Origin of the sequence: Providencia sp. PROV122, from assembly GCF_028482365.1 — a bacterium.
GTDB lineage: Bacteria > Pseudomonadota > Gammaproteobacteria > Enterobacterales > Enterobacteriaceae > Providencia > Providencia stuartii.
Map to the genome: position 1 here is coordinate 103069 of NZ_JAMPQI010000006.1, position 21304 is coordinate 124372.

At 42.4% G+C, this 21304-nt stretch carries 19 protein-coding genes and 3 tRNA genes; 13 read left to right on the forward strand and 9 right to left on the reverse strand.

Features of this window, described 5'->3' with window-relative positions:
• Positions 1-75: 75 nt before the first annotated feature.
• From PSE69_RS05380 to cysM, 7 genes are all read left to right on the forward strand, one after another.
• Positions 76-672, forward strand: a complete 597-nt coding sequence (locus tag PSE69_RS05380; RefSeq protein WP_004921336.1) for an RpoE-regulated lipoprotein — start codon at positions 76-78, stop codon at positions 670-672.
• A 278-nt stretch (positions 673-950) separates the two neighbouring features.
• The gene (locus PSE69_RS05385; RefSeq protein WP_036940983.1) at positions 951-1847 is read left to right on the forward strand and encodes a Dyp-type peroxidase; all 897 of its coding nucleotides are present in this window, start codon (positions 951-953) and stop codon (positions 1845-1847) included.
• 263 nt (positions 1848-2110) lie between these two features.
• Complete coding sequence (locus PSE69_RS05390) at positions 2111-3133, forward strand: sulfate ABC transporter substrate-binding protein (protein ID WP_004921332.1); 1023 nt, start codon at positions 2111-2113, stop codon at positions 3131-3133.
• Positions 3133-3963, forward strand: coding sequence for a sulfate/thiosulfate ABC transporter permease CysT (cysT, locus tag PSE69_RS05395; protein WP_004921329.1), 831 nt, complete (start codon positions 3133-3135; stop codon positions 3961-3963). Before PSE69_RS05390 ends, cysT begins: the two co-directional genes overlap by 1 nt.
• Positions 3963-4829, forward strand: coding sequence for a sulfate/thiosulfate ABC transporter permease CysW (cysW, locus tag PSE69_RS05400; RefSeq protein ID WP_004921327.1), 867 nt, complete (start codon positions 3963-3965; stop codon positions 4827-4829). Before cysT ends, cysW begins: the two co-directional genes overlap by 1 nt.
• Positions 4826-5914, forward strand: coding sequence for a sulfate/thiosulfate ABC transporter ATP-binding protein CysA (cysA, locus tag PSE69_RS05405; protein WP_014656309.1), 1089 nt, complete (start codon positions 4826-4828; stop codon positions 5912-5914). Before cysW ends, cysA begins: the two co-directional genes overlap by 4 nt.
• Positions 5915-6212: 298 nt before the next feature.
• A complete protein-coding gene (cysM, locus tag PSE69_RS05410) occupies positions 6213-7097 on the forward strand; it encodes a cysteine synthase CysM (RefSeq protein ID WP_004921324.1) in 885 nt (294 codons plus the stop codon).
• A gap of 171 nt (positions 7098-7268) precedes the next feature.
• Here the strand turns inward: cysM and crr are convergent, their stop codons facing one another.
• From crr to cysZ, 5 genes are all read right to left on the reverse strand, one after another.
• Positions 7269-7778 carry a PTS glucose transporter subunit IIA gene (gene crr / locus PSE69_RS05415; RefSeq protein ID WP_004921322.1) on the reverse strand — a complete coding sequence of 170 codons (510 nt, stop codon included), beginning with the start codon at positions 7776-7778 and terminating at the stop codon, positions 7269-7271.
• A gap of 49 nt (positions 7779-7827) precedes the next feature.
• Positions 7828-9555 carry a phosphoenolpyruvate-protein phosphotransferase PtsI gene (ptsI, locus tag PSE69_RS05420; protein WP_004921320.1) on the reverse strand — a complete coding sequence of 576 codons (1728 nt, stop codon included), beginning with the start codon at positions 9553-9555 and terminating at the stop codon, positions 7828-7830.
• Positions 9556-9697: 142 nt separating this feature from the next.
• Entirely contained in the window at positions 9698-9955 is a 258-nt protein-coding gene (gene ptsH / locus PSE69_RS05425) for a phosphocarrier protein Hpr (protein WP_004921318.1), read from the reverse strand.
• A 354-nt stretch (positions 9956-10309) separates the two neighbouring features.
• Positions 10310-11263 carry a cysteine synthase A gene (gene cysK, locus PSE69_RS05430; RefSeq protein WP_004921315.1) on the reverse strand — a complete coding sequence of 318 codons (954 nt, stop codon included), beginning with the start codon at positions 11261-11263 and terminating at the stop codon, positions 10310-10312.
• A gap of 277 nt (positions 11264-11540) precedes the next feature.
• Positions 11541-12305, reverse strand: a complete 765-nt coding sequence (cysZ, locus tag PSE69_RS05435; protein WP_004921313.1) for a sulfate transporter CysZ — start codon at positions 12303-12305, stop codon at positions 11541-11543.
• Positions 12306-12653: 348 nt separating this feature from the next.
• On the opposite strand from cysZ, the gene zipA reads away from it, so the two are divergent.
• The 4 genes from zipA to PSE69_RS05455 all read left to right on the forward strand — a co-directional run bounded on the left by zipA (position 12654) and on the right by PSE69_RS05455 (position 17442).
• The gene (gene zipA / locus PSE69_RS05440; RefSeq protein WP_171830977.1) at positions 12654-13667 is read left to right on the forward strand and encodes a cell division protein ZipA; all 1014 of its coding nucleotides are present in this window, start codon (positions 12654-12656) and stop codon (positions 13665-13667) included.
• A gap of 57 nt (positions 13668-13724) precedes the next feature.
• Entirely contained in the window at positions 13725-15740 is a 2016-nt protein-coding gene (ligA, locus tag PSE69_RS05445; RefSeq protein ID WP_040133311.1) for an NAD-dependent DNA ligase LigA, read from the forward strand.
• A gap of 231 nt (positions 15741-15971) precedes the next feature.
• On the forward strand, positions 15972-17156 hold the full coding sequence (locus PSE69_RS05450; RefSeq protein WP_014656308.1) for a NupC/NupG family nucleoside CNT transporter: 1185 nt from the start codon (positions 15972-15974) through the stop codon (positions 17154-17156).
• 70 nt (positions 17157-17226) lie between these two features.
• Positions 17227-17442, forward strand: coding sequence for a DUF3820 family protein (locus PSE69_RS05455; protein WP_004921304.1), 216 nt, complete (start codon positions 17227-17229; stop codon positions 17440-17442).
• Positions 17443-17452: 10 nt separating this feature from the next.
• Here the strand turns inward: PSE69_RS05455 and PSE69_RS05460 are convergent, their stop codons facing one another.
• Positions 17453-17869, reverse strand: a complete 417-nt coding sequence (locus PSE69_RS05460; protein ID WP_004921302.1) for a MarR family winged helix-turn-helix transcriptional regulator — start codon at positions 17867-17869, stop codon at positions 17453-17455.
• A 132-nt stretch (positions 17870-18001) separates the two neighbouring features.
• On the opposite strand from PSE69_RS05460, the gene PSE69_RS05465 reads away from it, so the two are divergent.
• The gene (locus PSE69_RS05465; RefSeq protein WP_014656307.1) at positions 18002-18754 is read left to right on the forward strand and encodes an SDR family NAD(P)-dependent oxidoreductase; all 753 of its coding nucleotides are present in this window, start codon (positions 18002-18004) and stop codon (positions 18752-18754) included.
• A 203-nt stretch (positions 18755-18957) separates the two neighbouring features.
• Here the strand turns inward: PSE69_RS05465 and PSE69_RS05470 are convergent.
• The 3 genes from PSE69_RS05470 to gltX form a co-directional block, all read right to left on the reverse strand.
• Positions 18958-19033: transfer RNA gene (locus PSE69_RS05470), tRNA-Ala, on the reverse strand.
• Positions 19034-19071: 38 nt separating this feature from the next.
• Positions 19072-19147: transfer RNA gene (locus tag PSE69_RS05475), tRNA-Ala, on the reverse strand.
• Positions 19148-19351: 204 nt separating this feature from the next.
• Positions 19352-20773: a glutamate--tRNA ligase gene (gene gltX / locus PSE69_RS05480; protein ID WP_004921297.1), complete on the reverse strand. Its 1422-nt coding sequence runs from the start codon at positions 20771-20773 to the stop codon at positions 19352-19354.
• 444 nt (positions 20774-21217) lie between these two features.
• On the opposite strand from gltX, the gene PSE69_RS05485 reads away from it, so the two are divergent.
• A tRNA-Val gene (locus PSE69_RS05485) sits at positions 21218-21293 on the forward strand.
• Positions 21294-21304 lie beyond the last annotated feature (11 nt).

A 21304-nucleotide genomic window follows, 5' to 3' on the forward strand; every position in this document is an offset into this window, starting at 1 on the left:
TCGTTATAAACTGGAATGTTTTCAGAAAAAGGTTGTCACAGTAAGCAGTCAGTCAGCCAATAAATAGAGGATGTTATGCCCAAAAGTGTAATTGTGAAGCTTTCTCAGATAGTCGCGCTAAGTGGTGTGTTTTTGCTATCGGGTTGTGCAGGCTCAGGGGGGTTTTGGTCTTCACTTTCACCAATGAACTGGTTTAGTAGCCCTATTACTGCAAAGGCAGCGGGTGTGGGGGAGATCACAGGGTTCACACCAATGCAAGCTGACATCATCAAGGAGCGATTAGATAACCGTTACACGATACGAAGTGGGATGCAAACTGAGCAAGGTGAAATTGTGACCGTGTTTCAAGGTATCGATGATGAGACGGTTAAAATTGAAGTGATTGGCCCTGAAAAAGGTTATGTTTCACGTATTATTGTGGATGACCCTGACATTAAAACTGAATGGGGAACGAAAATTGGTTCATCATTTAGCGGTATTTATGAAAAAGCTTTTGGCGCATGTAAAATGGCTGAGCCAATTAATAATCAACCGACTGTTGAGTGTGTAGCCCCGCAAACATCCCATATCATTTATCGATTTAATGGTAAATGGCAAGGGCCAGAAGGTTTAATGCCACCGGATGATGAATTAAAGAGCTGGACGGTATCACAAATTATTTGGAAAAAATAATGGTGATTTAGCGTGATGATAGAGAGCTATTGGTCGATAGCTTTGGATTATGTTCTAAACATTTAATTGATATAACAACGTGTTTTATTAAGGTAAAATACGTTGTTATTCCCTCCTAATATACGATCCCCTCTTAACCCACTTATCTTATTAAGAATAAATTGTGCATTTTTCTAAATGTTAGCCAATATTTGCGTTAAAACAGGTGAAAATCGTCATCGATGAGATACTATATCGCTAGACATAAATAATAAATTATTTAAAAGAGGTTGATTAGCATGTCTCATTCTCAGAGCGGTATTTTGAAAGATCATAGCCGTTTCGGTATTTTCATTGAAGCAATGGTGCAAGGGTCTCTGGCTGATATAAAAACAGGTTGTCAGCGTTTTGTTGAAACACTGACTCAATTACAAGAGCAGTATCCAACAGATAGATTAGGGGCTGTAGTGGCCTTCGGCTCTGATATCTGGAAACAGCTATCAACACCGGAAAGCGCGCCTGAGTTAAAACCATTTCATCCATTAGGTAAAGGGTTAGCGCCAGCAACACAGCGTGATATTTTTATTCATATCCAATCTCAACGCCATGATATTAATTTTTCATTGGCACAGGCGGCACTAAAAGCATTCGGCTCAGCAATTAAAGTCGAAGAAGAGATCCACGGCTTCCGTTGGGTTGAGGAGCGCGACTTAAGTGGCTTTATTGATGGAACCGAAAACCCACAAGGTGAAGAAATTGCTGAAGTTGCATTAATTGCTGATGGCATTGATATGGGAGGCAGTTATATTCTTGTTCAGCGTTATGAGCACAGCCTCAATAAATGGGACCGTTTCTCTGAACAAGAACAAGAGAAAATGATTGGTCGCACCAAAAAAGACAGTGTGGAGCTGGATGAAAGCGAACGTAATGTGACTTCACATGTTTCTCGCGTGGTAGTTGAAGAAGATGGGGAAGAGTTGTCGATTATGCGTCATAGCTTGCCATATGGTACGGCAAGCGGCAAACATGGTTTATTCTTCGTTGCGTATTGCGCGCGCCTCCATAATATTGAACAGCAGCTTTTGAGTATGTTTGGTGAAAAAGATGGTAAATATGATGACCTGTTACGCATGACCAAAGCAGTATCAGGAAGCTACTATTTTGCCCCTTCAATTGACACTTTATTGTCGTTATAAATTATTCTTATTGCCGCCATCTGGCGGCAATTTACTTTTGCGTCAATATCCTACTTTTCCCTTCTATTGCTTAGCGCCTTCATGAAGGCCTTTCACGCAGTCAACTTTATGATAACTAATATAATTTATTTGCTTATTGCCATAATTTCTTGAATATACCAATTTGATATATTAAAAGGCAATTGATAGCTACACAGTTATAAACAAAGCAGATAAAGTAACCTCATTAGCGTAGTTTTGGTTTAGTCATAAGTAGGTGCCTAATGCAAAAAGCGATTTTAAAGAAAACAGCCTTAGCGAGTCTCGCAACATTTTCATTGATGGGGAGCGCACCGTTGGTAGCGGCTGAACTGCTCAATAGCTCTTATGATATCGCCCGAGAGCTATTTGTTGCACTAAACCCTGAATTTGAAAAGCAGTGGAATGAACAGCACCCTGATGACAAATTAACGATCAAGCAATCACATGCTGGCTCATCGAAACAAGCCTTAGCTATTTTGCAAGGTTTAAAGGCTGATGTGGTGACTTATAACCAAGTGACAGATGTACAAATCTTGCATGATAAAGGCAAGTTGATCCCTGAAAATTGGCAAGCAAGATTACCGAATAATAGCTCACCTTATTACTCTACGATGGCGTTTTTAGTGCGTAAAGGTAATCCAAAGGGCATTAAAACGTGGGATGATTTAGCGCGTGAAGACGTGAAGCTGATTTTTCCAAATCCAAAAACATCGGGTAATGGTCGTTACACTTATTTAGCGGCATGGGGAGCCTATGCGCAAGAAAATAAAGGTGATGAAAAGAAAACCCGCGAGCAGATGAAGCAGTTTTTGAAAAATGTAGAAGTGTTCGATACAGGGGGGCGTGGTGCCACAACTTCCTTTATTGAAAGAGGCCTTGGGGATGTATTGATTAGCTTTGAATCAGAAGTGAACAATATTCGTCAGCAGTATGGTGAAACGGACTATGAAGTTATCGTTCCTCCTGTCGATATTCTGGCGGAGTTCCCAGTTGCTTGGGTTGACAAAAACGTTCAGAAAAATGGTACGGAAGAGGTGGCGAAAGCCTATCTTAATTACCTATATAGTCCAAAAGCTCAAGAAATTATCACTAAATTTAACTATCGGGTGAACGATCAGGCAGTCATGGCGGCAAATAAAGATAAGTTCCCTGAAACCCGCTTATTTACGGTCGAATCACAGTTTAAGAGTTGGCCTGCGGTGATGGAGACCCATTTTGCGACGAACGGAGAGTTTGACAAATTGATGGCAGAAGGGCGCCGTTAATGCGTAAGTCAGGGAAACGCTTTTTGCCAGGATTTGGCCTCACACTAGGTAGCAGCCTATTTTATACCTGTTTGATCCTGCTGTTACCTTTGAGTGCGTTAGTCGTTCAGTTATCTGAAATGACGTGGCAACAATATTGGGATGTGATCAGCTATCCGCAAGTCGTTGCCGCTTATAAAGTCACCTTACTGGCTGCACTGGTTGCGAGTTTATTTAATGCGGTTTTTGGCATGCTGCTCGCTTGGATTTTGACTCGGTATCGTTTTCCTGGCCGCACTTTTTTAGACGGTCTTGTTGACTTGCCTTTCGCCTTACCTACCGCGGTGGCAGGTTTAACATTAGCTACGTTATTTGCAGCGTCTGGCTGGTACGGGCAGTTTCTGCATCACTTTGATATTAAAGTAGTAAATACTTGGCTCGGCATTGCTGTCGCAATGGCTTTTACCAGTATTCCGTTCGTTGTACGAACGGTACAGCCTGTGTTAGAAGAGCTTGGGCCTGAATATGAAGAGGCGGCACAAACATTGGGTGCAAGCCGTTGGCAAACATTTCGACGGGTGGTATTGCCTGAAGTTTCTCCCGCATTAATTGCAGGAACAGTATTGTCTTTTACCCGAAGTTTGGGGGAGTTTGGTGCCATTATCTTTATTGCAGGAAATATTGCTTGGCAAACTGAAGTCGTATCTTTGATGATTTTTAGTCAGTTACAACAGTTTGATTACCCAGCAGCGAGTGCGATTGCTTCTGTTATTTTAGCGGTTTCATTATTACTGCTATTTAGCGTCAATGTCGTACAAAGCCGCTTTGGCAAAAGGTTGGGAGGAAAGTAATGGCTCAGGTTACACCTGTTACGGGGGCTTCTCGTCAACCGATTAATTGGGCTAAATGGTCTTTGATTATCACTGGCATATTGTTTTCAGTCATGTTGTTGGTGGTGCCAATTATTTGGATATTTTTGACCGCTTTTTCCAAAGGTATTGATGCGGTTTTAATGAATTTGAATGACGCGGACATGTTGCATGCTATTGGACTGACGGTCCTTATTGCACTGATAACGGTGCCTGTCAACTTGATCTTTGGCACCATGCTCGCGTGGTTAGTTACTCGATTTCAGTTCCCTGGTAGGCAACTGTTATTAACCCTAGTCGATATTCCTTTTGCGGTATCGCCAGTGGTCGCGGGGTTACTTTATCTACTGTTTTATGGCTCCAACAGTTGGTTTGGGGGCTGGCTAGAAAGTTATGATATCCAATTAATGTTCTCGTGGCCCGGTATGGCATTAGTGACCATTTTTGTGACCTGTCCTTTTGTGGTTAGGGAATTAGTTCCACTGATGTTAAGCCAAGGTAGTCACGAAGATGAAGCGGCAGTCTTACTGGGCGCTTCAGGTTGGAAAATGTTTTGGAGAGTTACCTTACCAAATATCCGTTGGGCACTATTGTATGGTGTTGTTCTGACTAATGCTCGAGCAATAGGTGAATTTGGTGCCGTGTCCGTTGTTTCTGGTGCCATACGCGGGGAAACCTATACGCTACCGTTACAAGTAGAATTATTGCATCAAGACTATAACACCGTAGGCGCATTTACTGCTGCTGCGATCCTAGCTGTAATGGCGATTATCACTTTAATTATTAAAAGTGCATTGCAATGGCATTTGAGCCGGCAGCAATCCGAATCAGGAGTTCATTTACCATGAGTATTCAAATTGAAAAAATTGGGAAATTGTTTGGTAGGACGCAAGTGTTGAAAGATATTTCATTAGATATTGCATCTGGTGAAATGGTGGCACTGCTCGGTCCATCCGGTTCAGGTAAGACAACACTGTTACGGATTATTGCAGGGTTAGAACAGCATAGCCATGGCTTACTACGCTTCCATGGTCAAGATGTTAGCCGTATTCATGCTAAAGATAGGCATGTTGGCTTTGTATTTCAACATTATGCCCTGTTTCGTCATATGACGGTGTTTGACAATGTCGCGTTTGGTCTCACCGTTATGCCAAGAAAACAACGCCCATCATCGCAAGCTATCAAGCAGAAAGTCATGCAATTACTTGATATGGTTCAGTTGGCGCATTTGGCCTCTCGTTATCCTTCTCAGCTTTCAGGAGGGCAAAAACAGCGTGTTGCGCTGGCCCGTGCCTTGGCTGTAGAGCCACAAATTTTATTGCTAGATGAGCCTTTCGGTGCGTTGGATGCTCAGGTACGTATTGAATTGCGCCGCTGGTTACGTCAATTACATGATGAATTGAAGTTTACCAGTGTATTTGTCACCCATGATCAGGAAGAGGCCATGGAGGTTGCCGATAGAATAGTGGTGATGAGTCAGGGGCATATTGAGCAAGTTGGCACTCCTGATGATATCTGGCAACGTCCTGAAACGCGTTTTGTGTTGGAGTTTATGGGGGAAGTGAATCAACTCCATGGGCAAATTAAAGGTTCTCAGTTACATATTGATGGTTATGAATTCCCTCTACATCATGCAAGTGCCCAACAAGGCGAGGTGGATGTGTTTTTACGTCCATGGGATATAACACTGAAGAAAGACGTTGATGAACAGCACCGATTACCGGTTCGTGTGATTGAATCAGGGCCGAGAGGGCATTTCTGGCAGTTAACGGTACAGCCTATAGGTTGGGGGCATGAACCTCTCTCTGTAGTTTGGCAATCGTCTCATGTAACGCCTGTGCGTGGTGAGCACTATTTCCTTGGTAGTCAACAGGCTAAAATTTACCAAGGTGAAAATGAGCTCTTATTTCCCCAGTTAGCTAAAAGTGCCTAACCATTCCTAATATTGCGTTGATGTTGTTATTTCATCAACGCAATATCCCTCGATATTAAAACGTAATTTATGCCTGCCTGACCATTTTTGATCTGACCAATGGCATTTTTTTGAGACTATTTTCAGTCAAATTCCCTGTAAACATATCATATTATCGATATTAGTAATAACATCGACCAGAATTATTAATTACTGATATATAAGTGAATTTTTTTCATGCTGCTAATTTGTAGGTGTTAGGATACTATCTATATCATTCGAAATGGTGATTATAGATAAATAGAATAAGGAATAGACAGTGGCAACTCTGGAACAATTTATAGGTAATACGCCGCTAGTTAAACTTCAGCGTTTGACACAGGGGATGGACGCTGAAATTTGGGTCAAACTAGAAGGTAATAATCCGGCTGGCTCCGTCAAAGATAGAGCCGCGTATTCAATGATCACAGAAGCGGAAAAACGTGGTGAAATAAAACCTGGTGATACATTGATTGAAGCGACGAGTGGCAATACCGGGATTGCTTTGGCAATGATCGCCGCAGTCAAAGGTTATAAACTCAAACTATTGATGCCCGAAAATATGAGTAAAGAGCGCCAAGCCTCAATGAAGGCTTATGGTGCTGAACTCATTTTAGTCAGTACTTCAGTTGGCATGGAGGGCGCTCGCGATTTAGCTCAAGAAATGGAAGCGAAGGGGGAAGGGAAGGTCCTTGACCAATTTAATAACCCCGATAATCCATTAGCCCATTTTAAGACCACAGGCCCTGAGATATGGCAGCAAACCGATGGGCGCATGACTCACTTTGTTTCAAGTATGGGAACGACAGGAACTATCACGGGTGTCAGTCGTTATTTAAAATCACAATCATCACATATTCAGATTGTGGGCTTACAACCAGCGGAAAAAAGCCAAATTCCGGGGATCCGCCGTTGGTCGCCAGGCTATCTTCCGGGGATCTTCAATCAGGAATTCGTTGATACCGTTTTAGATATTAATCAGGAAGAGGCTGAGGAGACGATGAGAGCCCTCGCTAAACAAGAAGGTATCTTTTGTGGTGTTAGTTCAGGAGGTGCGGTTGCAGGCGCTTTGAGAGTGGCTAAAATGAATCCTGGAGCGGTGATCGTTGCCATTATTTGTGACCGAGGCGATCGCTATCTTTCTACGGGCGTGTTTGACGATTAATTAGCATCGCCATCTAGACACTGACAAAAGCATCAATGTGCTCGAATATAGGTGAGTCGTTGATTGCAACAGATATGATGGCGATGGATTTTATCCTGCCATAAAAAAACCACCAGAGGTCATACAACGCTATCTGGTGGTTTTATTTGAAAAGCTTAAAAGGGATTGCCGTTATTTTTTAACGCGCATAATAACTGTTTCACCCACGGTAACGCTACCGCTAAGCTTAGTCAGCTCTTTAATTTCATCCATATTAGAAATCACAACCGGCGTTAGAACTGATTTTGCTTTTTCTTCCAGCAATGCAAGGTCAAACTCGATAACCAAATCACCTTTTTTAACGGATTGCCCTTCTTCAGCGATACGTTTAAAGCCTTCACCTTTCAGTTCGACTGTATCAATACCGAAGTGAACAAATAGTTCAATACCATCATCAGATTCAATAGAAAACGCATGATTGGTTTCAAATATCTTACCAATAGTCCCATCTACAGGAGCGACAATTTTGTTCCCTGCTGGTTTGATGGCGATACCATCACCAACAATTTTTTCAGCGAAAACAACATCGGGAACATCTTCAATATTGACAATTTCACCCGATAGAGGTGCGATAATTTCAATACTGCCACTGCTATTTTTATCATCCGAAACCAGTGATTTCAGTTTGTCAAACAGACCCATGGACCTTCTCCTAATCGTTTTTATATGGGACCGAACTAATGTGCTGCTCCTAGCATAACGTTTTTTCTTGGATAAAGGTATCAACAAGTTTCATCAATTCGTCTGCGGTTGGTTGGGCAAGGGCTTGCTCAGCCAGTGCTTTAGTATCTGCAAAGTTTGCATTACGAATTAATTTTTTAATACGAGGAATTGAAATTGCACTCATACTAAATTCATCTAACCCCATACCAAGCAGCAACAAGGTTGCACGTTCATCACCTGCTAATTCACCACACATTCCTGTCCATTTGCCTTCTGCATGTGATGCATCAATGACTTGCTTAATCAAGTTCAATACAGCAGGCGACATTGGATTGTAGAGGTGAGAAATCAGCTCATTACCACGGTCAACAGCTAGAGTATATTGAGTGAGATCGTTCGTCCCAATACTGAAAAAGTCAACTTCTTTTGCTAAATGATGAGCAATAACCGCTGCGGCAGGGGTTTCCACCATGACACCAACTTCGATTGATTCATCAAAGGCTTTGCCTTCTTCACGTAATTGACCTTTTAGCATCTCAAGTTCTGCTTTTAGTTCGCGAACTTCCTCAACGGAAATAATCATCGGGAACATAATACGCAGTTTACCAAAACTTGAGGCTCTTAAAATAGCTCTTAACTGAGAATGTAGAATTTCTTTGCGATCAAGGCAAATACGAATTGCCCGCCAGCCTAAGAATGGGTTCTCTTCTTTTGGCAAATTCATGTATGGCAGGTCTTTATCACCGCCGATATCCATGGTACGCACAATAACAGCTTGGCTTCCCATTGCTTCGGCAACAGCTTTGTATGCTTGGAACTGTTCTTCTTCAGTTGGCAGTGAGTCTCTATCCATAAACAGGAACTCAGTGCGATATAAACCAACCCCTTCAGCACCGTTACGCTCAGCACCCGCGACATCGCGTACAGTACCGATGTTTGCACACACTTCGACTTGATGACCATCCAGTGTGATTGCAGGTAAATCTTTTAATTTTGCCAGTTCATTTTTTTCTTGCTGATATTCTTCATTGAATTTTTTCAGCTTATCAATTTCTTGATCTGACGGGTTCAGATAGATGTGGTTGTTGACACCATCTAGAATGAGGTAGTCACCATTTTTGATTTTCGCGGTGGCATCTGAGGTGCCGACAATGGCAGGCAACTCCAGTGAACGAGCCATGATTGAGGTATGTGATGTACGACCACCTAAATCGGTGATGAAACCTAATACTTTATCAAGGTTTAATTGTGCCGTCTCTGACGGTGTTAGGTCAGCTGCAACCAAAATAACCTCTTTGTCGATGGCACTCAAATCGACGATAGGCATACCGAGGATATTTTTTAATAGGCGTTTACCAATATCGCGTACGTCGGCAGCACGCTCTTTCAAATATTCATCATCAAGTGCTTCGAGCGCTTGGGCTTGATCCTCAATAACGGAGTAAACCGCGGCATCAGCTGTTTTTTTATCACTTTTGATTAGAGAGACAATTTCTTGTTCAAGCTCTTCATCTTCCAGCAGCATAATATGGCCTTCAAAGATCTCAGCTTTTTCTGCACCAAGATTTTTTTCGGCTCGCTCTTTAATGAAGCTGAGCTGTTCGGCTGATTTGTTACGTCCTTCAATAAAGTGTTGGATCTCGGTTTCTATCTGGTCGTCAGTAATTTTTTTTGTGCTGACAGTGATAGGATCTTCTTTGAGGATTAAAGCCTGACCAAAAGCAAAACCTGGGGATACTAAAATTCCTGAAATCATAATATTACCTTACTACTGCGGGTAGGTGTTCTGATGTTGAAAAGACAACAGTAAGCTTATCTGTGTGTAAACTGATATCCCTGAATGATGCCATTCAGGGATGAAGATTAATGCGGTGACACAGGCTCTCTTGCTTGTGCGGTTATTCCAACTCACCCATCAGTTTAACTAAATGCTCAACTGCTTGTTTTTCATCTTCGCCTTCGGCAGAAATTGTCACAACAGTACCTTGAGTTAAGCCTAGAGTTTGTAACTTAAATAGGCTTTTTGCGCTTGCTGATTTGCCACCAGAAGTCAAAGTAATATCAGAAGAGAATGCTTTGGCTTCTTTCACAAATTGAGCGGCAGGGCGAGTATGTAAGCCGTTAGGTGCTGTAATAGTGACTTCTTGCTGGAACATATTATTTCCTCAATAACTTTAGTTTTTTATAATGACCTAAGCTAGTGTAGTTGAATAAACTTAGGTTTGCGTATTGTTAGATTATTAACTGTTAAAAAGGTTTCCTACTTTGTTGCGTATCAACACTTTTTCAGTTTATTGGCCTAAATAATGTCAATTTAAATCGCAAAGAATATGAGTAATTGAACAAATCTTTGACTTAAAGTTGATTAATTTCGTGGCTCAAAATAATTACTATGTTTAATACTAAACCCTAGGTCAGAAATCATCTCAATACGTGCTAAAGTTTGATCCATTCCACAAAAAAAGCACCAATTAGGTGCTTTTTTAACGATTAATTAACGGTTTTTAAAATTACTCGGCGGATAGATCGGAAAATAGAACCGTTGATAAATAGCGCTCGCCTGATGAAGGTAAGATAACAACAATGTTTTTATCTTTAAATTCAGGTTCAGCTGCGAGTTTTACTGCGGCTGCAAGAGCAGCACCTGATGAAATCCCTGCTAGGATCCCTTCTTTTTCCATTAATTGGCGGGCAGTTTGAATGGCTTCATCATCACTGATTTTAAATACTCTATCAATAAGCGTGATATCTAGGTTGCCAGGAATGAAACCAGCCCCGATCCCTTGAATTTTATGTGGGCCTGGCTTGACTTCATCTCCTGCTAGCGTTTGGCTAATAACAGGGGACGTTTCAGGCTCTACCGCAACCAGAGTGACATTTTTGCCCTTGGTTTTTTTCAAATAACGACCGATACCGGTGATAGTACCCCCAGTTCCCACACCCGCGATAACAACATCAACCTTACCGTCAGTATCACTCCAAATCTCAGGTCCTGTCGTTTTTTCATGAATTTCAGGGTTAGCTGGATTATTAAATTGTTGCAGCAAAATATACTTATGCGGATTGCTGTTGACGATTTCTTCGGCTTTCTCAATGGCGCCTTTCATCCCTTTAGCGCCTTCAGTCAATACAAGATTCGCCCCTAATGCTTTAAGCAGTTTACGGCGTTCGACGCTCATCGTTTCAGGCATGGTCAATGTTAATTTGTAGCCTCTAGCCGCGGCGACATACGCCAAAGCAATCCCTGTATTACCACTAGTAGGTTCAACCAGCTCTTTTTCTTTGGTCAGAAGTCCTTTTTTCTCAGCATCCCAAATCATATTCGCACCAATACGGCATTTAACGCTGAAACTTGGGTTGCGTGATTCAACTTTCGCTAAGATATTGCCATTGCCGAAATGCTTTAAACGTACTAATGGGGTATGGCCAATGGTTAGCGAATTATCATCATAAATTTTACTCATGGGATATCCTTATAATCAGGCAGTTGCCTATTTAGAACTGAGAATGATAGATAAGATTGACTCCAAACATACGTGAACTCGCTATTATTGCAAATATAAATTAAGTATAAGCTTATAACGAATTGCTATCTTATATGGAAAAATTATAAGTAAAAGGTTGTGACACAAGCACCTATCATAAAATATGTTGCGCTGTGTCTGTGGTCTGAGGGAGGTTGAAGATGAAAAAGTGCGAGGTGTAAATTCCCCCCGCACTCTTGATCAAATCAGTGAATAATTAATAGCGTGCATGACGAGCGCGGTATTGGTCAACCCACATTAAGGTCGCGCCACAAACGGCAACAGGCATAATAATCAAGTTAAGGATAGGTATCATCATTAACACACTAACTGCTCCACCAAATTGAATATTATTCATGCGGTCTTTGGCTAAAGCATTTTTCATTTCACTAAAGCTAACGCGGTGATTATCAAATGGATAATCGCAATACTGGATTGACATCATCCACGCACCGAATAGGAACCAAAGAATGGGAGCAACAGTTTGCCCAATACCAGGGATAAAAAACAAAATTAATAAGCCAATAGCGCGCGGAAGATAATAACCGATCCTAACAAACTCACGCTTAACCATGCGTGGAACATCTTTTGCGATATCAACAATACCGCCATCAGGGGCGGGCACACCGGTTAATTCTGATTCGAGCTTTTCGGATAACCAACCATTAAACGGTGCGGCGATAATGTTGGCAACCGTACTGAAAAAGTAAGTAAATATAAGTAAAATCGAAATAACGGAAATAGGCCAAATAAGATAATCAAGCCATTGTAACCAACTAGGAATATAGCTCATGACTTGGTCAATCCAACCACCAAGTTTGGTATATAACCACCAAAATGCACCACCAAGTAAGATGATATTGGCTAAAAGTGGTAGAATAACAAAACGTTTAATACCTGGACGTGTAACAAGACGCCATCCTTGAACGAAGTAATAAAAACCTGAATGGCTTTTTTGTTGCGAATCTGTCGATTGTATCATACTTCTTATTCTCTCCTTTGCGGTTGACTATGTATCATATAGATAGGTTTTTAGGCTGGCTAGTCAGTATTTGCTTAAAAAAGCAGCAAACGAAAGCAGAATTGTCTCTTTCTTATCAGAAAATCGTTTAGGGGGTTGCACTTAGCACGTTTGACAAATAATCTTAAGATATATCCGTCATTTTTTAAGTTGTTTTTCGGTTGACGGCGTTTTACCGCTGAAATCCCCAAAATCATACCGCAATGTGGGGCGAGGGGAGCGGGAGTGCGCCTTGGCTTGCAACTTAAAGTATTTTGGCTTATTTTTTGCCGTGGTGGCATTATCATTCAACAATTAGAGATAGCAGCGATGCAGGATTTGCGTCTGATATTAGTGGTCGTAGGTGCGATAGCCATAATTGCGTTATTACTGCATGGTTTATGGACCAGCCGTAAAGAGCGCTCTAAGTTATTCCGTGATCGTCCCGTAAAACGCCGAAAACATGACAGTCAGGATAAATCATCGGATTATGATGATGATTCTGCATTATTCAGTGAAACTCAAAAGGTAGAGCCTCCCGTCTCTTCACCGGTAGTTTCTGAGCCTGCTCGTCAGGTTCAAGAAGAACGTCGTGCCGAACCTGATTTGCCACCCATTACACCTTCTACTCGTGATACCGAGCCTGTATTAAATATTACGCCTGAGCGTTCAGAGCCTGTTGAATCTGATATTGACTCGCGCGTTAATGCTGTAAATGAACAACCCGCGATGAAGGTGGAACCAACGGTTCAACCAATAGCGACACCAGTCTCTACAGCGAATGGGCGCACTCAGCATGCGCCTGAACAACCAGAATTTGATTTTGACATTCACGAAGAGCAAGAGGGGCCACAGCCGACACACCATGAACAGGAACAGGCGCACACTGAGAAGAAAACTGAACAACCGCAAAACCAATCTTCAGAGAACAACAAGGAGACGGTTCTGGTTCTTCATGTAGCTGCACTTCAGGGGCAAGTTCTACAAGGTGAAGCGCTGTTGCAAAGCATTCTTCAAGCGGGCTTCCAGTTCGGTGAAATGCGTATTTTCCATCGACATGTGCATCCATCGGGAACAGGGCCGGTTTTATTTAGTCTTGCTAATATGGTGAAACCGGGGTCTTTTGATCCAGAAACGATGTCAGAGTTCACCACTCCGGGTATCTCTATGTTTATGATGGTGCCATCGTATGGTGAAGCTGGGCAAAATTTCAAATTGATGTTGCAAGCTGCACAGCGTATTGCTTCCGATGTGGGGGGCGTAGTCCTTGATGATGAGCGTAAAATGCTCACACCTCAGAAAATTGAGGTGTACCATGCTCGGATCCGCAACACACTGAATTAAATATCAGAATCAACGAAACCCCCTTAACTGGGGGTTTTTTATCTTTACTGGTGAAACATGACTACAAAACAACATCTCGATACACTCAAACAACAATTACGTCATCATGAATATCAATATCATGTATTAGATGCACCTGAAATCCCAGATGCAGAATATGACAAACTCATGGAAGAGCTGAAGGCTATCGAAGCGGAACATCCTGAATGGATCACCAGTGACTCACCGACTCAGCGAGTGGGTGCGGCTCCATTAGCGGCGTTTGACACCGTACGTCATGAAATACCGATGTTATCGCTTGATAACGTATTTGATGAAGAAAGCTATCTTGCTTTCGACAAACGCGTGAGAGACCGATTAAAAGATCAGCAAGAACAAACCTTCTGTTGTGAATTAAAATTAGATGGCCTTGCGGTGAGCTTACTGTATGAGAATGGCGAACTCATCCAAGCCGCTACTCGCGGTGATGGAACTGTGGGGGAAAATATTACCTCTAATGTTCGTACAATTCGTGCTATTCCACTTCGTTTAACGGGTGAAAATATTCCTGCTAGGGTAGAAATTCGTGGTGAAGTATTTATGCCACAAAAAGGCTTTGAAGCATTGAATGAGGAAGCGCGCCGTACAGGTGGAAAAGTTTTCGCTAACCCTCGTAACGCGGCAGCGGGGTCATTACGCCAATTAGACCCACGTATTACAGCGAAAAGGCCTTTAACGTTCTACTGCTATGGCGTGGGGCTGGTGGAAGGTGAAACACTGCCAGATACTCATTATGAGCGACTGATGCAGTTTAAGAAGTGGGGGTTACCTGTAAGTGAGTATGTGCAATTACGGACAGGCGCTCAGGCGGTATTGGACTTTTATCATGAGATAGAAAAAGCTCGCCCAACATTAGGCTTTGATATTGATGGGGTAGTCATTAAAATTAACGACATTGCAACCCAAGAAGAGTTAGGCTTTGTGTCTCGGGCACCTCGTTGGGCAACGGCGTTTAAGTTCCCGGCTCAAGAGCAGATGACATTGCTAAAAGATGTTGAATTCCAAGTTGGACGTACCGGAGCAATTACGCCTGTTGCACGTTTGGAACCAGTTCAAGTTGCCGGCGTGACAGTCAGTAATGCGACGCTACATAACGCTGATGAAATTGAGCGCTTAGGGGTTCATATCGGTGATACTGTTGTGATCCGTCGTGCGGGCGATGTGATACCTCAAATTGTGAGTGTTGTTGAGTCTGAACGCCCAGCCGATAGCCGAGAAATTGTTTTCCCAACTCACTGCCCAGTCTGTGGCTCTGATGTGGAACGTGTCGAAGGTGAGGCCGTTGCGCGTTGTACTGGTGGGTTGATTTGTGGCGCACAACGTAAAGAAGCACTGAAACATTTTGTCTCACGCCGTGCGATGGATGTGGATGGCATGGGCGATAAGATCATCGACCAATTAGTTGAAAAAGAATATGTGAAAAATCCGGCTGATCTGTACCAATTAAGTGCAGGGATATTGACGGGTTTAGATCGCATGGGGCCAAAGTCGGCACAAAATTTAGTGGAAGCCCTAAATAAATCGAAATCAACGACTCTCGCTCGTTTTATTTATGCGTTAGGCATTCGTGAGGTCGGTGAGGCTACCGCGGCAAATTTAGCGGCGCATTATGGCACCCTTGAAGCCCTAATGGCGGCAGATGAGGAGTCACTCAAAACGGTACAAGATGTTGGTCATGTGGTGGCTAAGCATGTCGTTAACTTTTTCCGCGAGGAGCATAATCAAACTGTCATTCAAGCGTTAATAGATAAGGCGAATATTCATTGGCCAGAAGCTGTTGCGGTAGATGTGAGTACGATAGATAGTCCATTTGCAGGGAAAACCGTGGTATTGACGGGCTCTTTGAGCCAACTGACACGGGATGAAGCAAAAGATAAATTAGTGGCACTCGGCGCTAAAGTCTCTGGCAGTGTCTCTAAGAAGACGCATTTAGTCATTGCAGGTGAGGCGGCAGGTTCAAAACTGGCAAAAGCAAATGAGCTAGGTATACCTGTCATTGACGAAAATGAGCTAATTCGCTTATTAGAAGCCTAATAATTAACGAGAGTTTGAAGTATCATTACCCAGAAAATGGGTAATGATATGATCTGTATCAATCTACCACCTAAGAATTAGAATTTACTGTAGTAATGTGATCGGTATATATTTTTTGCAAAATACACTGGGGTCGTTTTCATACTAATGTGATTCCCGTCTCATTTAAATGTCGGCTATTACATAGAATAGATACATAAACCGCTTTATTAAATTTGTATGGAGTCGCATATGACCTCGATCCTGCATTTTGTTCTATCCCTTGTTGTAATTGGCGCTCTTGCAGTCTTAGCCAGTAGTAACCGTAAGGCGATACGACTACGCTATGTTTTTCAACTACTGGTTATTCAAATTGCATTAGCATACTTCTTCTTGAATTCTAATGTCGGTTCTTCATTCGTACTAGGCGTTGCAAGTGTTTTCACCCATTTATTAGGTTATGCAGCCGAAGGGACCAAGTTCGTTTTTGGTGGCATGATCGAAGGCAATCTAGCGTTTTTCTTCTTGCAAGTCCTCTGCCCAATCATCTTTATTTCCGCACTGATCGGTATCTTACAGCATATTAAGGTGCTGCCTCTTGTGATCCGTGTAATCGGTACGGTTCTATCTAAAGTCAATGGTATGGGCAAGCTAGAGTCTTTTAACGCGGTTAGCTCACTGCTATTAGGCCAATCTGAAAACTTTATTGCCTATAAAGATCAGCTAGGCAAAATGTCTGAACGTAGAATGTACACCATGGCTGCAACGGCAATGTCGACGGTTTCTATGTCGATAGTTGGTGCATATATGTCCATGCTAGAACCGCGCTTTGTGGTTGCAGCATTGGTACTTAACATGTTTGGTACTTTCGTGATCCTTTCCTTAATCAACCCATACCCACCTGAAGCCGAAGAAGAGTTACAGATGACCAATATTCATGAAGGTCAAAGCTTCTTTGAAATGTTGGGTGAATATATCCTTGCCGGCTTTAAAGTTGCGATTATCGTATCAGCCATGTTAATCGGTTTTATCGCTTTGATTGCCATGGTAAATGGTATCTGTATGGCGATTTTTGATATCAAGTTCCAAACCATGCTGGGCTACGTGTTCTACCCATTTGCTTGGATATTAGGTATCCCTGCTGAAGAAGCATTGCAAGTCGGTGGGATCATGGCGGTAAAAATGGTCACTAACGAGTTCGTCGCAATGGGCGACCTAAAAGAGGTTGCAGCAACGTTATCAACACGTTCAGTCGGTATTTTATCGGTATTTTTAGTCTCTTTTGCTAACTTCTCCTCAATCGGTATTGTGGCAGGGGCAATCAAAGGCTTAAATGAGAAACAGGGTAACACGGTTGCACGTTTTGGCTTGAAACTGCTGTTTGGTTCAACATTAGTTAGCTTCCTATCAGCGGCTGTTGTTGGCTTAATTCTGTAAAACATAAAAGCGTGGTAAAGTGTAAAACGGCGTTCATTATGAATGCCGTTTTTGCTTTTAGGAGGAAAAAATGGAAAAACAAGATCTCATTGATATGGCAAACACGCGGATGCCATTTGGAAAATATCAAGGTCGTGTATTGATCGATCTTCCTGAAGAATACCTGCTATGGTTTTACAAAAAAGGGGCATTTCCACAGGGGCGATTAGGGCAACTGATGGAAATGGCATTAGGCTTAAAAATAGAGGGGCTAGATGGTCTTGTAAAGCCTTTAAAACGAGTTTAGTTGTATTGGGTCAGTCATGGCCTAAAGCCGCAGTGACTTTCTGTGAAAGCTGGATAAACAAAGCTTGTTCATTCGCTGTTAAAGCACTACTGACTTTAGCGGCATTTTCTTTTCGGCCTGTTGCTGCACGTTGTAAAAAATCCCGACCTTCATCGGTTAAGTGAGTGATTAATTCTCGCTTATCTTGTTCAGATTGGTATTGGCTCACGAACCCAAGTGCTTTTAGTGCTCGAAGAAACTTGGATAAATTCTGCCGAGATATGCCTAACAGTTGGCTTAATTGCCCTGGTGTTTGATCCCCTTTGAGCCGAAGTATTTCTAATACATCATATTGCCCCCAAGTGACCTGTTCAGGTGTAAAGCTTAAACGCCTCGCAACCAAGGTACATTGCAAAAGTGATAGTGCATCTTCGAGTTGATTTGCCATGTTATCTCATCATGTTAGTGATTATTGACACAGTATAGCCTTATCAATCCGATAAAATCGACTATTGATTAACTAAAGTTAATCATATACAGTGTAGTTAATTAACTTTAGTTAATCATGTTGAGAGGAAGTATGCAAAATTTACAAGAGAAAGTCGCTTTAGTGACAGGCGCATCAACAGGAGTTGGTGAAGAAATTGCACTACATTTATACCAATGTGGTGCGACGGTGTTTATAACAGGACGCAACGAAATATCATTACAAACAGCAGCCAATAAGATAGACCAAAGTGGCGAACGTGTTATTCCTTTAGTGATGGATGTGACAAGTCACGAGCAATTTAAAGCAGCAATTACACAAATTGAGCAGCAGTGTGGGGCGTTACACTATTTGGTTAATAATGCAGGGATCACAGGACCTCATGGCGTTACTATTGAGGATTATCCACTAGCGGATTGGGATGCCGTTATCGCAACTGATGTGAGTGGAACTTTTTATGGATTAAAATACGGATTACCTGCAATCGTCAGGGCGGGAGGCGGAGCCGTCGTGAACTTATCTGCATGTAATGGCGTGACTGGTATTGCGGGTATTTCACCTTATACAGCGGCAAAACATGCTGTTTTAGGTCTAACTCGTGCAACGGCACTAGAGTATGCTCAAAAAGGGGTGAGGATTAATGCTATCGGTCCTGGTTATGTCGCAACGCCAAATATAATGAATTTACCAACAGAAACTCAAGAATGGATGGCATCGACTCACCCAATGGGGCGCATGGCAACGCGTGAAGAGATCGCAAAAACAGTCGCATTTTTACTTTCTGATGATAGCAGTTTTATTACAGGGGCATTTATACCCGTCGATGGGGGATATACGGCACAATAGGGATGCGGTGGTGATAGATATTCATGACTAGCCGCAACCACTTCTTCTTACAAGAAGTGCATCAAAAACAGCCATAGTATGAGGAAGTGTTATATCTCAATAGCGGCTATTTTTCTGAAGTAAAACCGGATGACATCCCGAACCAATCTATTATATTGGGATAAAACAGAAATAGGCTGACTAACTATTGACAGGATATAAGGTGGTGGAGCTAAGCGGGATCGAACCGCTGACCTCTTGCATGCCATGCAAGCGCTCTCCCAGCTGAGCTATAGCCCCAACAAAATGATTTTGATACCACCTAACAGGGAATTAGATGGTGGAGCTAAGCGGGATCGAACCGCTGACCTCTTGCATGCCATGCAAGCGCTCTCCCAGCTGAGCTATAGCCCCAAACAAAATCTTTTGGACGGAGGGCATAATATTCAAGCAATGTCAGGGTGTCAATCAAATAATGTGGTTTTAAGTTTAATTGCTGAATTATAGAGCATTTCGTCAATGAATAAGGGAGTGTATAGAGATTAGAGGAGTACTTATAAGGTTGATAAGGTGTGAACCCCTATGATGCTAACCATCATAGGGGCTTAATTAAATCAATTACTGGGCTGAGGCTTCACGTTCGGCGATAAACGACAACGCTTTATCAATGCGTGCAATAGCACGTGTTTGACCAATCGCATGAACGGTAACATCTAACGCAGGGGATTGACCCGCACCAGTTACAGCGACACGTAATGGCATGCCGACCTTACCCATACCAACGTCTAATTCAGCGGCCGTTTGCTCGATAGCTTGATGAACGTTTTCTGCTGTCCAATCGGTAATTGCTGACAGTTTTTGTTTCACCGTTTCTAATGGTTGACGTGCAACAGGGCGCAAGTGTTTTTTCGCGGCATCTGCATCGAACTCATCAAACTCTTCATAGAAGTAGCGGCAGGATTCAGCGATCTCTTTCAATGTTTTGCAGCGTTCACCGAGCAATTTAACTAACTCAGCTAATTGCGGGCCATTTTCAGTGTTGATGTTTTGTTGCTCAATATGCCATGCAAGGTGAACGGCAACTTCTTCTGGTGGCAATTGATTAATATAATGGTGGTTTAACCAAAGCAACTTATCGGTATTGAATGCGCTCGCTGATTTGCTAATTGCATCTAAGCTAAAGTATTCAATCATTTCTTCACGAGAAAAAATCTCTTGGTCGCCATGTGACCAGCCCAAACGAACTAAATAGTTGAGTAGTGCTTCTGGTAAATACCCTTCGTCGCGATATTGCATAACGCTTACAGCACCGTGACGCTTGGAGAGTTTTTTACCGTCATCGCCTAAAATCATTGAAACGTGTGCATATTCAGGAACAGGTGCTCCTAGCGCTTTTAAGATATTAATTTGGCGTGGGGTATTGTTGATATGATCTTCACCGCGGATAACGTGAGTAATTTCCATATCCCAGTCATCAATAACCACACAGAAGTTATAAGTTGGTGAGCCATCGGTGCGGCGAATAATGAGGTCATCTAACTCTTGATTACTAAACTCAATCGGGCCACGGATTTTATCATCAAAAATAACTGAGCCTTCTTGTGGATTACGGAAACGAACAACATGCGGCTCGTCAGGCGTATGGTTATGGGCGTGATCACGGCAGCAGCCATCATAGCGAGGCTTTTCACCTGATGCCATCTGTTGATCACGCAGCGCTTCTAAGCGCTCTTTTGAGCAGTAGCAACGATAAGCGGTACCTGCTTCAAGCATTTGGTCAATAACATCGTTATAACGGTCAAAGCGTTTCGTTTGATAATAAGGGCCTTCATCCCAATTCAAATTTAACCAGTTCATACCATCCATAATGGCATCGATAGCTTCCTGAGTTGAGCGTTCTAAGTCCGTATCTTCGATACGCAGAACAAATTCGCCTTGATTATGGCGGCTGAATAACCAGGAATAAAGCGCAGTACGCGCTCCACCAACATGTAAATACCCTGTTGGACTAGGTGCAAAACGGGTTTTAATTTTACTCATCGAGATTGCCTTAATTGCGATACGTGGTTTCTAACATGCCAACGTTCTCTAAATAATAGGGAAGCGTTAAATATAAACAGCCTATCATTGATGTGTGAGCGAAAGATTTCTTCTCGCTATCGGTCACCAGAGAAACACGTCAGCATGTCTAAAATGTTGTTCTATTCTATCACTCTAAAGTGATACCTCAATCAAGTTATCGATGTTGATGCAAATAAAATCCGTAAAAAAAGAAAAAGGATAGGCAATTTCTCAGCATAAAAATATTTTTGTTCTAATATTGTATTGGTTGGGTGATACAAAAGCTTAATTATTGGTTAAATAAGGTTCTTTTCTGGTGAATATTGGAACACCTTGCTTATTTTTACAACGAACAGAAAAAATCTATTCAAAAACCGTTGACTCAGAACGAGGGATCCCTATAATGCACCTTCATCGACGGCAGGGCGATTAGCTCAGTTGGTAGAGCATCTCCCTTACAAGGAGGAGGTCACTGGTTCGAGCCCGGTATCGCCCACCACTGTCGACGAT

Bases quoted from the DNA above. Each gene is read 5' to 3' on its own strand.
- crr (WP_004921322.1), bottom strand. From the start codon at position 7,778: ATGGGTCTGTTTGACAAACTGAAATCACTGGTTTCGGATGATAAAAAT.
- cysK (WP_004921315.1), bottom strand. From the start codon at position 11,263: ATGAGTAAAATTTATGATGATAATTCGCTAACCATTGGCCATACCCCA.
- ptsH (WP_004921318.1), bottom strand. From the start codon at position 9,955: ATGTTCCAGCAAGAAGTCACTATTACAGCACCTAACGGCTTACATACT.
- cysA (WP_014656309.1), top strand. From the start codon at position 4,826: ATGAGTATTCAAATTGAAAAAATTGGGAAATTGTTTGGTAGGACGCAA.
- cysW (WP_004921327.1), top strand. From the start codon at position 3,963: ATGGCTCAGGTTACACCTGTTACGGGGGCTTCTCGTCAACCGATTAAT.
- ptsI (WP_004921320.1), bottom strand. From the start codon at position 9,555: ATGATTTCAGGAATTTTAGTATCCCCAGGTTTTGCTTTTGGTCAGGCT.
- PSE69_RS05390 (WP_004921332.1), top strand. From the start codon at position 2,111: ATGCAAAAAGCGATTTTAAAGAAAACAGCCTTAGCGAGTCTCGCAACA.
- PSE69_RS05450 (WP_014656308.1), top strand. From the start codon at position 15,972: ATGACCTCGATCCTGCATTTTGTTCTATCCCTTGTTGTAATTGGCGCT.
- PSE69_RS05455 (WP_004921304.1), top strand. From the start codon at position 17,227: ATGGAAAAACAAGATCTCATTGATATGGCAAACACGCGGATGCCATTT.
- gltX (WP_004921297.1), bottom strand. From the start codon at position 20,773: ATGAGTAAAATTAAAACCCGTTTTGCACCTAGTCCAACAGGGTATTTA.
- zipA (WP_171830977.1), top strand. From the start codon at position 12,654: ATGCAGGATTTGCGTCTGATATTAGTGGTCGTAGGTGCGATAGCCATA.
- ligA (WP_040133311.1), top strand. From the start codon at position 13,725: ATGACTACAAAACAACATCTCGATACACTCAAACAACAATTACGTCAT.
- cysT (WP_004921329.1), top strand. From the start codon at position 3,133: ATGCGTAAGTCAGGGAAACGCTTTTTGCCAGGATTTGGCCTCACACTA.
- PSE69_RS05460 (WP_004921302.1), bottom strand. From the start codon at position 17,869: ATGGCAAATCAACTCGAAGATGCACTATCACTTTTGCAATGTACCTTG.
- PSE69_RS05385 (WP_036940983.1), top strand. From the start codon at position 951: ATGTCTCATTCTCAGAGCGGTATTTTGAAAGATCATAGCCGTTTCGGT.
- PSE69_RS05380 (WP_004921336.1), top strand. From the start codon at position 76: ATGCCCAAAAGTGTAATTGTGAAGCTTTCTCAGATAGTCGCGCTAAGT.
- cysZ (WP_004921313.1), bottom strand. From the start codon at position 12,305: ATGATACAATCGACAGATTCGCAACAAAAAAGCCATTCAGGTTTTTAT.
- PSE69_RS05465 (WP_014656307.1), top strand. From the start codon at position 18,002: ATGCAAAATTTACAAGAGAAAGTCGCTTTAGTGACAGGCGCATCAACA.